Origin of the sequence: Rhodococcus sp. Leaf247 (assembly GCF_001426185.1) — a bacterium.
Classification (GTDB): Bacteria; Actinomycetota; Actinomycetes; order Mycobacteriales; family Mycobacteriaceae; genus Rhodococcoides.
Genome location: NZ_LMRP01000002.1, coordinates 141,416 through 155,589, shown reverse-complemented (window position 1 = coordinate 155,589; position 14,174 = coordinate 141,416). Strand labels below are relative to the sequence as shown.

At 67.7% G+C, this 14,174-nt stretch carries 13 protein-coding genes; 6 read left to right on the top strand and 7 right to left on the bottom strand.

What is annotated here, in order from left to right:
- Window positions 1-5: 5 nt before the first annotated feature.
- The gene (locus tag ASG64_RS10185) at window positions 6-1,328 is read left to right on the top strand and encodes an LLM class flavin-dependent oxidoreductase (protein WP_056073286.1); all 1,323 of its coding nucleotides are present in this window, start codon (window positions 6-8) and stop codon (window positions 1,326-1,328) included.
- Window positions 1,329-1,437: 109 nt separating this feature from the next.
- Here ASG64_RS10185 and ASG64_RS10180 read toward each other — a convergent pair whose 3' ends face one another.
- Genes ASG64_RS10180 through ASG64_RS10165 form a run of 4 tightly spaced genes read right to left on the bottom strand, consistent with a single transcriptional unit; the run spans window position 1,438 to window position 6,419 of the window.
- Window positions 1,438-2,877 (bottom strand): GntP family permease, encoded by a 1,440-nt coding sequence (locus tag ASG64_RS10180; RefSeq protein WP_056073282.1) that lies wholly within the window; start codon window positions 2,875-2,877, stop codon window positions 1,438-1,440.
- A 28-nt stretch (window positions 2,878-2,905) separates the two neighbouring features.
- Entirely contained in the window at window positions 2,906-3,538 is a 633-nt protein-coding gene (locus ASG64_RS10175; RefSeq protein ID WP_056073279.1) for a bifunctional 4-hydroxy-2-oxoglutarate aldolase/2-dehydro-3-deoxy-phosphogluconate aldolase, read from the bottom strand.
- Window positions 3,535-5,145: an N-acyl-D-amino-acid deacylase family protein gene (locus tag ASG64_RS10170; protein ID WP_056073276.1), complete on the bottom strand. Its 1,611-nt coding sequence runs from the start codon at window positions 5,143-5,145 to the stop codon at window positions 3,535-3,537. The genes ASG64_RS10175 and ASG64_RS10170 overlap by 4 nt, the downstream gene beginning before the upstream one ends.
- Window positions 5,146-5,147: 2 nt before the next feature.
- Complete coding sequence (locus ASG64_RS10165) at window positions 5,148-6,419, bottom strand: alanine racemase (protein WP_056073273.1); 1,272 nt, start codon at window positions 6,417-6,419, stop codon at window positions 5,148-5,150.
- Between the two features lie 127 nt (window positions 6,420-6,546).
- On the opposite strand from ASG64_RS10165, the gene ASG64_RS10160 reads away from it, so the two are divergent.
- The 5 genes from ASG64_RS10160 to ASG64_RS10140 are packed head-to-tail and all read left to right on the top strand — an operon-like array spanning window position 6,547 to window position 10,843.
- On the top strand, window positions 6,547-7,563 hold the full coding sequence (locus ASG64_RS10160) for a sugar kinase (RefSeq protein ID WP_235579564.1): 1,017 nt from the start codon (window positions 6,547-6,549) through the stop codon (window positions 7,561-7,563).
- Complete coding sequence (locus ASG64_RS10155; protein WP_056073270.1) at window positions 7,560-8,324, top strand: IclR family transcriptional regulator; 765 nt, start codon at window positions 7,560-7,562, stop codon at window positions 8,322-8,324. Before ASG64_RS10160 ends, ASG64_RS10155 begins: the two co-directional genes overlap by 4 nt.
- Entirely contained in the window at window positions 8,321-8,722 is a 402-nt protein-coding gene (locus tag ASG64_RS10150) for a RidA family protein (protein WP_056073267.1), read from the top strand. The genes ASG64_RS10155 and ASG64_RS10150 overlap by 4 nt, the downstream gene beginning before the upstream one ends.
- 33 nt (window positions 8,723-8,755) lie before the next feature.
- The gene (locus ASG64_RS10145) at window positions 8,756-10,099 is read left to right on the top strand and encodes a DUF2254 domain-containing protein (protein WP_056073262.1); all 1,344 of its coding nucleotides are present in this window, start codon (window positions 8,756-8,758) and stop codon (window positions 10,097-10,099) included.
- 21 nt (window positions 10,100-10,120) lie between these two features.
- Window positions 10,121-10,843 (top strand): DUF998 domain-containing protein, encoded by a 723-nt coding sequence (locus ASG64_RS10140; protein ID WP_056073259.1) that lies wholly within the window; start codon window positions 10,121-10,123, stop codon window positions 10,841-10,843.
- On the opposite strand, the gene ASG64_RS10135 is transcribed toward ASG64_RS10140, so the two are convergent.
- The 3 genes from ASG64_RS10135 to ASG64_RS10125 form a co-directional block, all read right to left on the bottom strand.
- Window positions 10,753-12,333 (bottom strand): alpha/beta hydrolase, encoded by a 1,581-nt coding sequence (locus ASG64_RS10135; protein WP_056074297.1) that lies wholly within the window; start codon window positions 12,331-12,333, stop codon window positions 10,753-10,755. The genes ASG64_RS10140 and ASG64_RS10135 overlap by 91 nt on opposite strands.
- Window positions 12,334-12,477: 144 nt before the next feature.
- On the bottom strand, window positions 12,478-12,918 hold the full coding sequence (locus ASG64_RS10130; RefSeq protein WP_042575594.1) for an SRPBCC family protein: 441 nt from the start codon (window positions 12,916-12,918) through the stop codon (window positions 12,478-12,480).
- 8 nt (window positions 12,919-12,926) lie between these two features.
- Window positions 12,927-13,961 (bottom strand): ferredoxin--NADP reductase, encoded by a 1,035-nt coding sequence (locus tag ASG64_RS10125; RefSeq protein WP_235579563.1) that lies wholly within the window; start codon window positions 13,959-13,961, stop codon window positions 12,927-12,929.
- Window positions 13,962-14,174: the final 213 nt, after the last annotated feature.

The window sequence follows — 14,174 nt, the reverse complement described above, 5'->3', positions numbered from 1 at the left end:
CTTCCATGCCCGAGAACAGGCACCTTCACCTCAACGCATTCCTCATGGGCGTCGGCCATCACGAGGCGGCCTGGCGACATCCGCGTACCGACGCGCATCGCGTGTTGGACGTGACTCACTTCCAGGAACTCGCCCGCACTGCCGAGCGCGGACTTCTCGATTCGGTCTTCTTCGCCGACACTCTCTCCGCCGGACCACGCATCGCCAACAATGCGCCCGCGATCTTCGAACCCGTCACGCTGCTGACCGCGATGGCAACGGTGACGCAGCGAGTGGGGCTCATCGCCACTGCATCGACCGGGTACGGCGACCCGTTCACGCTGGCCCGCAAGTTCACCTCGCTCGATCACATCAGCGGCGGCCGGGCCGGGTGGAACATCGTCACCTCCGGTGGTGAGGACGAGGCCGCCAACTTCGGCTTCGACGCCATTCCCGACCACGCGGGCCGATACGACCGCGCCGCGGAATTCGTCGACGTCGCCGACAAGCTGTGGCGCAGCTGGGACGACGACGCGGTGGTGCTCGACGAGGAGTCCGGCACCTTCGCCGACGCCGACAAGGTACGGGCGATCGACCATGTCGGAGAACGCTTCCGCGTCAAGGGCCCCCTCAACTCACCACGTTCCGTCCAGGGACGGCCGCTGTTGGTGCAGGCGGGCTCGTCGGAGAGCGGCAAGGATTTCGCCGCCCGCTACGCCGAGGCGGTGTTCACGGCGCAGCGGACGCTAGCGGAAGGGCAGGAGTTCTACGCCGACCTGAAGTCACGCCTTGCTGCATACGGGCGTTCGCCGGACGACGTCAAGATCCTGCCCGGGGTGGTGCCGTATCTCGCGTCGACGGAAGCGGAGGCGCGAGTGCTCGAAGCCGAGTTCACCGACCTCATCTCTCCGGAGTATTCGCTGAAGCAGCTCTCCCGCATGCTCGGGGTGGAGATCCCGGTGACGTCGCTCGACGACCTGTTGCCGACGCTGCCGCCCATCGAGGAGATCCAGGGCAACAAGAGTCGATACCAGTTGGTGAAGAACCTCGCGGAAACGCAAGACCTGACGGTTCGGCAGTTGATCGGGTTGCTCGGCGGCGGCCGGGGGCACCGCACGTTCGCCGGAACGCCGGAACAGCTCGCCGACGACATCGCGCTGTGGTTCGAGGGCGGTGCCGCGGACGGGTTCAACATCATGCCGCCGTATCTGCCGGGAGGTCTCGATGTGTTCGTCGACCAGGTCGTCCCGATCCTGCAGCGCCGTGGACTGTTCCGTACCGAGTACACGCAGACCACGCTGCGAGGCCACTACGGTCTGGCGCCCCTGAGGGCGACCAGTCGGGTCTGACCGGTATGCACGACAATGCACCGGATCGCGACCGATGTCGCGATCCGGCGCATTTCCGGACGATAATGTGGCTGTACGTGCACCGGTCTACGGCGCGGCCGCACGGCGCTCAGCTGACGATCGCGAACAACACCCCTGCCACGGCGAAGCTGACGACCGACAGCACGGTCTCCAACACGGTCCACGTCTGCAGCGTCTGCTTGACGGTGAGGTTGAAGAATTTTGCGATGATCCAGAACCCACCGTCGTTCACGTGGCTGAGGATGATGGAGCCCGCCGCGATCGCCATGGCGATGAGCGCGACCGACATCTGCGAGTAGTCCTGCGCCGCGACGAGCGGTCCGACGATGCCACCGGTCGTGACGATGGCGACGGTCGCCGATCCCTGGGCGATGCGCAGCGCACAGCTGATGATGTAGGCGAGCACGATGATCGGCAGTCCCGCTGCGGACATGGTGTCAGCGAGTGCGGTACCGATGCCGGTGGCCGAGATGACCTTGCCGAAGAACGCGCCCGCTCCGACAACGAGCAGCAGCATGCCGACGGGGCGGAGCGATTCGCCGGTGAGAGTGGACAATTCCTGCACCGTCGATCCGCGCCGGATGCCCAGGACGTAGAACGCGATGAGCACCGCGATGAGCAGAGCGACCGCGGGGGTGCCGAAGAACGTGAGGACCTGGAGCAGGTTGCCCTCGTCGAGCAGGATGGTGCCGAATGTGGCACCGAGGATGAGCACCAAGGGCACGGCGATGATGGCGCCGATGGTCGCGACGGACGGGGGAGTGGTGATCACGGGTCGCTTCGTCTCGACGGCGGTGCCGCCCGACGTGTGCGGTCCGTTGTCGTCGGCGTCGTTGACGAAGTCCTCTGGCACCTCGACGATGATGCGCTTGCCGATGTAGCTGCCCCACACGAGACCGGCCGCGATGAAACCGGGGATGCCGCAGATGAAGCCCATGAGGATCAGCCAGCCCAGGTTGACCTCGAGCAGGCCGCCCAGCGCGACGGGGCCGGGGTGCGGAGGCAGGAACGCGTGCGTCATCGACAGGCCCGCGAGCATCGGAAGTGCGTACAACACCAACGACTTTCCGCCCTGTCGCGCCGCGACGTAGACGAGCGGGGCGAGAACGAAGATGCCGATGTCGAAGAAGACGGGGATGCCGAAGATGAGGCCGAGCAGACCCATCGCGACGGGTGCGCCGCGATCACCGAAGACGCCGAGGAGCTTGGCGGTGAGTGCCTGCGCACCACCGGACCTCTCGAGGATGGCGCCGAGAACGGTGCCTAGTCCGATGATCACGGCGATGTGGCCGAGGATGCCGCCGAAGCCCGTCTCGAGAATCGAGTCGCCGCTCTTGATGGCGGTTCCCACGATCTGCGACACCGGAAGTCCGGCTGCGACAGCCAGTCCCAGGCCGACGATGAGGAGGGCGATGAACGGTTCGAGCTTGACCTTGATGATGACGACGAGCAGGACCGCGATCGCGATACCGCACAGAACGAGGAGTCCGGGAGTGGACGTCCTCAACCAGTCGACGACGGAACCCATGAGGTTGCCTTTCGAAGTATGTGGAGAGTCAGCGGGAGAGTGAGTGGACGAACGAGGTGGCGCGAGCGGTGATGTCGTCCCAGAGCCCGGCCGCGACCGCGGCCGGTGGAACGACGTCGGTGCCCGCGGTGACGGCGACGGCGCCGCGGGCGAGGTAGTCGGCGGCATTGTCGGCGTTGACGCCGCCGGACGGAACGAGGGGAATGTCGGGAAACGGACCGCGGAGATCGCCGAAGTAGCTGGGACCGAACAGCTTCGCGGGGAACACCTTCACCGCGGCGGCACCCAGATCGAGCGCCGCCATGATCTCGGTGGGAGTGAGTGCTCCCATCATGACGGGAACATCCCGTTCGTGAGCGACTGCGGCGACGTCGGGACGAAGACCGGGAGTGACGAGGAAGCGTGCGCCCGCGTCGATCGCGGCGCGAGCCTGGTCCCCCGTCATCACGGTGCCCGCGCCCATCACGGCACCGGACGACGACGCGGCGCGCAGGCAGTCCAGCACGTTCGGTGTGGTGAAGGTCAGTTCGACGGCGCGCAGTCCGCCGGCGACGAGGGCGTCGGCCAACGCGGCGGGGTCGGGGATGGACGGGGCGCGGACCACGACGAGCGCGCGGTCCTCCATGATCGTGGCGAGTGCGTCGTCGAATCGGGTCGTCATGAGGTTCTTCCGTAGGAGGTGCGGCGGAGAGAGCGGCCGGCGAGTGTCCCGGTGGGGACGCCGTCGCGCACGGCGAAGGAGCCGTTGACGAGAACGTGCGCGATGCCGACGGCCTGCTGCTTGGGGTGGTCGAAGGTGGCGGTGTCCCGGACGGTGGCCGGATCGAAGATCACGAGATCCGCCGCGTGGCCCTCGCGGACGAGGCCACGATCGGTGAGACCGAGTCGTGCACTGGGCCGTCCCGTGAGGTGATGGACGCAGTCCTCCAGAGACATCAGACCCTCGTCGCGGACATAGTGGCCGAGGTAGCGCGGGAACGTGCCCCAGGCCCGCGGATGCGGACGCTCGCCCACCAGGATGGCGTCGCTGCCACCCATGTGATGGGGATGCACCATGATGGCGCGCACGTTCTCCTCGTGCCCGACGTGCTGCAGGATGGTGGTGCTCAACGCATCTCGCTGGAGCACGTCGAAGAACACCTCGACGGGTGCGCGGCCCTCCTCGGTCGCGATGTCGAGGACGGTCTTCCCGACGTAGCGGTCGAGATCCGCGTTCGCGACGCCGCTGAGCTGAATCGTCTCCCACTCCACCGTGACGCCGTGGCAGCCATCCGAGCCGTAGCGGTTCACGTCGTCGGTGATGCGGCGCCGCACGTCGGGATCGTCGAGACGGCCCAGCGCTGCATCGGGTCCGCCGGACATCGCCCAGCTGGGCAGCAGCGCGGACAGGGTGGTGGCACCGGGGAGGTAGGGATAGGTGTCGAGCGTGATGTCGCACCCGTCGGCGATCGCCGCGTCGACCATGTCGAGGAACTCGCCGGCGCGGCCCTTGTTCTCGCCGAAGTTCATGGTGGCGTGGGTCAGGTGCAGCGCGCAGCCGGTCTCACGGGAGAGCTCGATCATCTCCCGGTATGCGCCGAGAGCGTTCTTGCCGTAGGAGCGAGTGTGCGGAGCGTAGAAGCCGCCGAACTCGGCGACGACCTCGCACAGCGCGCGCAGTTCGCCCGTGTCGGCGTACATCCCGGGCGTGTAGGTCAGTCCGCTGGACATGCCGACGGCGCCCTCGGACATGCCTTGTGCCACCAGCTCTCGCATCTGGTCGACCTCGGCGGCGGTGGCAGGACGCTGATCCGCTCCGACTGCCAGATAGCGCAGCGATCCCTGCGGCACCAGGTACGCGGCGTTGGGGGTGATGCCCCGGTCGAGCCGGTCCAGATACTCGGCGACCGAGCGCCACGTGATGTCGAGATCGGTGGGATTGCCGTTCCACCCGGCGATCTGACGGCGGATCACCGCGAGCGTCTCGTCGGAGACGGGTGCGTAGGAGAGCCCGTCCTGACCGAGCACCTCGGTGGTGACGCCCTGGGTGATCTTCGGAACGTGTCCGGGTGCGGTCAGCAGTCCGAGGTCGGAGTGGGCGTGCATGTCGATGAAGCCCGGTGCGACGACGTGGCCCCGGGGCACGTCGACGACGGTCTGCGCGCCGGCGACAGTGCCCGGTGCCGCGACCCGCGTGATGCGTCCGCCGTCGACGAGAACGTCGGCGCGGACTCGGTCGGATCCGGTGCCGTCGACGACGTCGCCGCCGCGAAAGAGGATGTCCGCCATGGTCAGAAGAAGGTGTGGACGAGGTCGACGATGCGCGGGTTCGCCGCGTCGGCGTCGTCGACGACGGGAAGCAGGCGCCATTTGTCGAACGCCGTGCAGGGATGCGACAGGCCGAGCCGGGCGACCGTCCCGACGGGAACGTCCTCGCGGGCCGTGCCCGGCGTCCGGAGGAAGGCGTGTTGATCGTTGAGCGCCGAGATGTGGTGTCCCGCCTCCGCGTCCCGGCCACCGATGCGTTGCGGTGTCGGCAGGCCCTCGTCGAACGGGAAGTCGCGCTTGCCCGCATCGAGCAGTGCGAGTTCGGGTTCCGGGCGCGACACCACGCGTGCCCAGCCGTGCATCGCGGAGGACAGGTGCTGCTCGCCGACGCGGGAGGCGATGAGCGGAGAGATGTCGGCGTAGAAGCCGTCGTCGTGCACCACGTAGGCGCCCGAGCGCAGCACGACGGCTGTGTCCTCGTCGACGACCGACGAGAGCCGCTCGACCACCAGGTCCTGGTACGCGCTCCCGCCCGCGGTGACGATCGCTCGTCCCTCGTACAGGCCGTCGGCGGCGAGACCGGCGTGCAGAGCGGCGACCTCGTCGAGGTAGGCGCGCACGGCGTCCAGACCGGCGGGTGTGCGGTCGTGGGCCAGCGCGCCCTCGTATCCGCCCACGCCCGCGAGGGTCACCGACGGCGACGAGGAGATCGCGGCCGCGACGCGTCGCGCCTCGTCCACGCTGCGTGCCCCGGTGCGGCCGTGCGGCCCACCGAGTTCGACGATCACCGGGATCGGTCGTGTCACGGCGCCAAGGATCTCCGTCATGCGTGCCACGGTGTCGACACTGTCTGCCCAGCAGACGAACTCGACGTCGTCGTGAGCGTCGAGATCCGCCGAGATCCAACGGAGCGTCACCGGGTCGATCAGGGCATTGGCGAGAAGGATGCGCTGCACGCCGAACGTGCGAGCGAGCTGCACCTGCCACCCGGTGGCAAGGGTGATTCCCCAACTGCCCGCCTCGAGCTGCTCGGCCCAGAGCTGCGGCGCCATCGTGGTCTTGCCGTGCGGTGCCAGACGCATGCCGGCCGCATCGGCCCACCGCGCCATCACATCGATGTTCGACGTGAGGTGGCGGCGATCCAGCGTGACGACAGGGGTCGCGAACTCGGCGAGAGTGGGCGCCGTCGCCAGGTAGTCGCGCACGGTGCGGCCCCACGCAGCGGGCGGGACGGACTTGTACTCGGGGCCGAGAGTGCGGTCGTGCAGCGCCTCGACGGCAGCCTTGTCGATCATCGAATCCTCCTGCGCCGGAGGCGGCGCCGTAGCGTTGCGTATGTTGCAACGCTGATTGCAAACTGTGTTCGGTGTCGTTAGTCTGCAACGAACAGGGACAACTCGCAAGACATCGAAGGGAATTGATGTGAGATCACCCGGCGCGGCGACTCCACGGGTGGTGTGTGTCGGTGAGGGACTCGTCGTCATGGTCGCGCAGCCCGGCCCCCTCGAGCACTCGGACACGTTCGAGCGGTCGGCCGGGGGAGCCGAGGCCAACGTCGCGCGCGTCCTCGTCCAGTTGGACGTCGAGGCGTCCTGGCTCTCGCGCGTCGGTGACGACGGCTTCGGCCGCTACCTGACGGAGACGCTGCGCGCGAGTGGGGTGAGCACGTCGGCGGTGATCGTCGACCAGACCCGCACCACCGGGATGTACGTCAAGGAACGCGGTTCGGGCAGCGGTCACGCGTCGGACCTGCCCGCCGGCGAGAGTCGGATGACATACTTCCGCAGCGGTTCCGCGGCCAGTGCGCTATGTGTCGACGACATCGTCACGGCGACACCGGTGCTCGCGTCGGCCGACCTCGTCCATGTCAGCGGCATCACCCTCGCTTTGTCGGACACTGCGCGCGAGGCTGCGGCCGCGCTGGCGTCGTCGCCCGGTCTGCTGAGTTTCGACCTCAATCACCGTCCGCGGCTCTGGACCGCTGAGAGTGCCGATGTCGTTCTCGGAGAACAGGTCCGGCGCAGCGACATCGTGCTGATGGGCGCCGACGAAGCGCAGGAGGTGTTCGGCACCGGAGACCCCGACGCGCTGCGTGCCCTGTTCCCCGAGCCGCGCCGCCTGGTGATCAAGAACGACGCCCACGTGGTCGTGGGATTCGACGGCACCGAACGTGTCGACGTCCCGGCCCTGCGGTTGTCGGTGGTCGAGAAGATCGGTGCGGGAGATGCGTTCGCCGGTGGATACCTGGCCGGTGTCCTCCGCGGCGACGATCAGCAGCGTGCGATCAGGCTGGGGCACCTGTGCGCGGCCGGCGCTCTCACCGCGCACGGCGACGCGGCCCATCTGCTTCCGCTGCACCGTCTCGACGCACTGGTGACATCCTCGAACGAGGAGTGGTCGCGCATCGACTACGACGCCGAGAGGGGAATCGCCGTATGAGTCAGAGTGTGTCCCGCGCGCTCAGCTTGCTCCGCGTGCTGGCCGACGGTCCGCGATCGTTGGACGAGTTGGCCGCCCACCTCGACGTGCACAAGACCACTGTCCTGCGACTGCTGCGCGCAATGGAGGCGGAGCGTTTCGTCCAGCACGACCACGAACATCGCTACCGGCTCGGGTCGACGCTTTTCGAGCTCTCCAACCGGTCGTTGGAGCAGCGGGACATCCGGACGCTGGCGCGGCCTTACCTCGCGACACTGAACGCGGAGACCAAGCAGACGATCCACCTCGCCACCTACGAGTCCGGGGAGGCCGTCTACATCGACAAGTTCGACGCGACGCAGAGCGTGCGGATGTACTCCCGTGTCGGGCGCCCGGCACCGTTGCACTGCACTGCCGTCGGCAAGATCCTGATCTCCGGGCTGCCTGTGGACGAGCAGGTCCGCGTCGCCCATCGCATCGAGTACACCCGCTTCACCGACCGCACCATCGACACGCCCGAGCGCTATCTCGAGGAACTGGCCCTCGTGACCCGTCAGGGATACGCCGAGGACCACGAGGAGCACGAGTCGTTCGTCAACTGCATCGGCGTGCCGGTGCGCGACGGGACCGGCTCGATCGTCGCCGCGGTGTCGATGTCCGTGCCCGACATGCTGCTCGACCACGCCCGCGTCCTCGGCACCCTGCCGCAGGTGCGCGCGGTGGCCGAGACCATCTCCGCCGAACTCGGCTGGAGTCCGACCCCGACGAAGGAACCCGCATGACCGACAAGATCGCCGTCCTCACGACCGATGCGCCTGCACCCGCCCACACCTTCTCGCAGGGCGTGCGCAAGGGCCCGTTCGTCCAGGTGTCCGGGCAGGGACCCGTCGACCCGGCGACCAACGAGTACCTGTACCCCGGCGACGTCGCGGCGCAGACCACGCGGACGCTGACCAACGTCAAGGCCATCGTCGAGGCGAGCGGTGCAACCTTCGACGACGTCGTGATGCTGCGGGTGTACCTGACGAAGCGCGAGGACTTCGCCGTCATGAACGAGGCGTACGGCGAATTCGTCCTCGAACACACGAAGGGTGACGTCCTGCCCTCTCGCACAACGGTGTTCACCGGACTGCCGCGCGAGGAGATGCTCGTCGAGATCGACGCGATCGCGGTGGTCTGACACGTCGACCCACCGTCAGGGCACCATGAACCCATGAGACGACGGTGGGTACGGCTGCAGGGCACGTTCTGGTTCGTTCCTGCGGTCCTGGGCGTCGTCGCCGTCGTCCTGGCTCAACTCCTGGTCGCTCTGGACCGGTGGCTCCTCGATCGGGGCATCGGGATCGGCGGGTCGCTGCTCTATCACGTGGGCGCGAGTGGCAGCCGGGACATCCTCGGCGCCATCGGCGGGTCGATGCTCGGCGTGGCGGCGACGTCCTTCTCCATCACCATCTCCGTTCTCGCGACGGCCAGTTCGACCTACGGCCCACGGCTGGTGCGGAACTTCATGGCGGACCGCGGGAACCAGGTGGTGCTCGGCATCTTCGGGGCGACCTTCCTCTACGCACTGATGGTGCTGCGCTCGATCCGGTCGCTCGACTCGGACGGCGACGTCTTCGTACCCGACATCGCGGTGAACGTCGCCGTGCTCCTCGCGGTGCTCGACGTGGGCGTCCTGGTGTACTTCATCCACCACATCGCCCAGTCGATCCAGGTGGCGACGCTGTCCTCGCGCGTGCGGGACGAACTCTCCGCCGCTGTCGACGAGCTCTACCCGACGGAGCCGCCGGCCGACGCGGCGTCGGATTCCGAGGTGACGCTGCCCGACCACGTCGACACGGTGCGTGCTCCGCGTTCCGGAGTCGTCGTCGACGTGGACGAGGACGCGGCGTTGTCCTCGGCCGTCGACGCCGATGCCGTCGTGGTGCTGCTCTGCAGACCGGGCGAGCACGTGATCGAGGGAGACGCCGTCGCGGAGTCACGACGGTGGAGCGGATCCGCCTCCGCGTCGCACCTGCGCGAGATCGAGTCCGCGGTCGAGATCGGCGACGAGCGGACTCCGCAGCACGACATCGAGTTCGCCGTCGAGCAGCTGGCCGAGATGGCGGTGCGGGCTCTGTCCTCGGGTACGAACGATCCGTACACCGCTCGCAATGCCTTGGACGATCTGTCCGTCGGGATGGTGACTCTCGTCGGCCGTCCGCCGCCGTGTGGTGCCCGGACCGACGATGCCGGGACGGTACGGATCGTTCTGAGTCGGGTGCCCGTGGTCGACCTGATCGACCACGCGCTGGGAGCGGTTCGCATCTACGCGATGGCGAGCCCGATGGTGGTCGCTGCCGGTATCCGGATGGCGGAGCGGCTCGGTGCGGCAGCGACCGCGACCGCGTCGATCGACCGCGTCCGGTACCACCTCGACCTTCTCGACGAGGCGTGCCGACGGGAGATGACGGATCCGGCAGGGCGGGCCTCGTGCCTCGACCAGATCGACCGCGCGCGTGGGCGTCTCCTGACGGTCGCCGTGTCCGGCTCACCGTCAGGCACAGTGGAGTCGTAGATCCGCTGCCGAAAGGACCCTGTGCAGACCCGCCTCGCCTCCCTCGGGCTTCTCTCCATCCCGCTCGGCGCCGCGACGGTCGTCGTCCTCGACGTCGTCACCGCACTCGGGTCGCCGTCGCATCTGCGCCGCACCATCAGCGAGTACGGGTTGGGCGCGCAGCAGTGGGTGTTCACGGCCGGGGTGCTGCTCCTCGCCGTCGGGTCTGCCGCGGTCCTCGTCGCGGCGGTGCGTCAGGGCCTCGCGCAGCCGTCGTCTGTCGCCGCGGTCGCGATGACCCTGTGGACTGTCGGCCTGATCGCAGTCGTCGCCGTGCCGAAGCAGGACTGGAGCAACGACGCAACGCTCGGCCTCGGCGGCGCCGTGCACCGCGGTGGGGCCGCGGTGGCCTTCGTCAGCATCCCGGTGGCAGTCATCGCCTTCGCCGCTCCGTGGATCCGATCACCGCAGTGGCGACGACACGCACGTCGGACGATGACGCTGGGCCTGCTGTCCGTGGCGGCTGTCCTGCCCATCGCGTACGCGCTGCTGATCGGCATGACGACGACCACGCCGTGGTATCGCGTCGTCACGCTCGGGTACGTCGAACGACTACTGGTGGTCGTCGAGGTGATCGCCCTGATCTCGGTGGCGTGGTGGGTGCGGGCGAGTGCCTATCGGAGTTCGTCGGTGACGCGCTCGACCAGCGCGGAATCCGCGACGCCGAGGACGGACGCCCACATCGAGGCGGCATCGGGACCGTAGGCGTGACCGTGGCCTTCCGGCACCTCGGCGGCGAGCGCCATGTCGAGCGTCACCTGCCAGAACGTGACCAGGGGAATCCAGGTCATCCCCTTGTCGACGTCGACGCCGCGAGGCTCGTTCAACCAGTCGGGCTTGCCGAACAGCAGGTCGAACGACCACCAGACGATGGGGTCGCTGGGGTGCTGCCAGTAGACGACCCGAGGGCTCTCCCAGTCGACCAGTCCCGGTGCGTCGAGATCCGACGGTTCGGCGGCGAAGCGGACGTTCTGTCCGCCGTAGATCACCGGCAGGATCTCGGGGCTGCCCGGATCGCGGGAGTCGGTCACGCGAGACCACTGCTCGGAGAAGTTCGGCGTCCCCACCCACAGCGCTCCGTCGGTGCGCGCCAACATGTCCTGCACACCGGAGAAGGCATCCTGTCCTCCGTAGGACCCGAGCGATTCTCCGAAGACCAGCAACCTCGGACGGTTGTTCTCGGGCAACTCCTGAACGCGCTGGTACACGGCTTCGAAGACCGCGCGGCCGGCGATGAGGGGGGTGTCACGGTCGGCCAGGAACGCCAGCGGGCTGGGGAGGAACGAGTACTGGATCGCTGCGATCGCACTGTCTCCGCCGGTGAGGTATTCCAGCGACGACGCGACGGAATTGTTGACCCACCCGCGGCCGGTCGTCGTGGCGACAGCCAGGTACTTCCGGTCGAACGCGCCGGTGCGATCCAACTCGGCGACGAGCCGCTCGGCCAGCGAGTCGACTGTCGACCGCCCGAGGCCCAAGCCGTCCGCGTCGACCGACTTGCGTCCGGCGTAGACACGGATCGGTGTGAGCGCCGGGGAGCCGGTGAGATCGGTGATGTCCTGCGACGTCGGACCGCTCGCGACGAACGTGCGGCCCTCCTTGCCCAGGCTGTCCCACTCCTCTTTCGACTGGGGCGAGCCCGAACGCTCCGGTGCGGTGGGTTGTACGACGCCCTCGGCGCTGCCGGTGTCCGCCGCCGCAGCAGAGCCGTTCGAAATGCGGGCGATCCCGGTGGCGAGCAGTCCCTCGACTGCGAAGACCAGCACGACACCGACAGCGATGACCGCGATACCGCGCGAGACGGGAGGGGGCAGAACCCGACCGATCAGCGTGATCAGCCGGACGGTGACCCATCGGATCCCGCGGGCGAGCAGGAGGACCAGGACGAAGAGGATGGCGGCAACGACGAAGACGCCGGCGTAGTCCCACGACCTGCTCGGTTCGATACCCACCAAGTCACGGGAGATGTTCTGCCACCACGCTCCCAGCACGAGGAACAGGGGCAGCACGATCACGGCGGCGAGGGCGATCGCGTACCACCCCCAGCGCTGCAGGCGATCCGGCCACTCGCGCGTGAGCTCCATCCGGCGGACACCCCACACCACCAGGACGCCGACACCGTATCCGCAGGCAACCGACAGTCCCGTCGCCACGGCCTGTAGATACCAGGGCCGGGGGAGCAGCGACGGCGACATCGACCAGCAGTAGAAGACGAGGCCGACGACGAGACCGATCGGCTCGAAGCGCGACAACCACGGCGCGAGTCTTCTCACGTCACCCTCCGCAACTCGTGCGAGGGCACAGAGAACCCGACGCCGGTGCAGGAGAGTCTAGGTGGCCTAGCGTGCTTCCAGTCGGGCTCTGAGCGTGCGATCCGTGACGGAGATGCCCTGGCTGATGAACGGCTCGACCACCTTTGCCATGGCCTTGCCGGTGAGTCCGCCGGGGAACTCGTAACCGAACTCGACGTCCGCGACGCAATGGTCGTCGTCGACAGGGGTCACGGTCCACCGTGAACTCGTCTCGAAACCTGCCACCGAGGACAGTGAGATGACCGATCCCGGAACCCATTCGACGATGTCCACTGTCGACCGGAGCGTTTTCGGGCCCAGCTTCATCTCGGCCTCGAAGCGGTCACCGAGCGCGCGCTTCACCTCGCCGACGGGTGTGAACGAGGTGACTCCGAACATCCAGTCCGGAACGTTCTCGTGGGAGGAGAGGTAGTCGAACGTCGCCTCCGCGGAGGCTGCGATCTCGACGTGTCTGGTGATGACGGCCATGTCTGTCCTTACTCGATTTCCAGTCGCAGGGAGTCCGATACGGGCACTGATTGGCATGCCAGTCGGACTCCCTTCTTCAGCTCGTAGTCGTCCAACGTGTCATTGACGTGCATGTGCACCTCACCGCTCAGGAGGGTGAAAGCACATGCACCGCAATTGCCTTCGCGGCAGACGAACGGCGCGTCGATGCCTTCGCTCAGCATCGCGTCGAGAAGTACCGTATCCGGAGGGCAGTGGAACGAGTGCGTTTCGCCCTCCACCTCGGCCTCGACCGGGGTTCCGATGCCGGATCCCGTGGGAGTCGGGGCTACCGCGCGGAACGGATTGCTCGTCAGCGACGCGAACACCTCGCGGTGGATGTTCTCCTGCGACACCCCGGACGTCACGAGGCTGCGGCGAGCGACCTCCATGAACGGTTCCGGCCCGCACAGGTACGCGTCCGCGTTCTCCACCGACGTGTCTAGGAGGTCGCGCAGGCCCGCGTCGGTCGGTAGTCCCGACTCCGCCTCGTACCAGTGGGCGACGGTCAACCGCGTCGGAAAGCGGCGGAGGAGCTCGTCGAGAGTGTCGGCGAACATCACCGAGTCGCGGGAGCGATTGGCGTAGAGCAGGACGACGCGTTCTCCGTGCGCTGTCAACGCCGTCTTCAGGATGGACATGATCGGGGTGATGCCGCTTCCGGCGGCGACGAGGACGAGTGGACGGTCCCACCGTGTCGGCACGAAGGTGCCTGCGGGGTGGAGCGACGTCAGCGTCATGCCTGCCGCTGCGGTGTCGCAGATCCAGTTGGACGCGAACCCGCCGGCGGTCCGCTTGACCGAGATGGCAGCCCGCTCACTGGTGGACGGACTGCTGGACAGCGAGTAGCACCGTGCCGCCGGCTCGCCGTCCGGACTCGGGATCTCCAGAGTCAGGAACTGGCCCGGCCGGTAGTCGAGAGGGGTCGAGAACACCAGGGTGACGGCGTCGGCGGTTTCGCGAATCACCTCGTCCACCTGCAGTCGAACGGTGTGGACGGCAACGTCCACGGAGTCGATCGTCACGGCGGGGTCCCTTCGATGAACCAACACGGATTGTTTCATTGAACTATAGGCCATTGACAAATGGCACGGTTGTCAGTGACGCTTCCGGCATGACATCGGCACCTTCGATCCCGAGCCGCGGATCCCTGCGGTCTCGATGTGCGGCGCGGTCGACCGCACTCACCCTCCGACCGCTAGCATGCCGACTCCCCTTCGGTCGCGGCGGGGAACGCG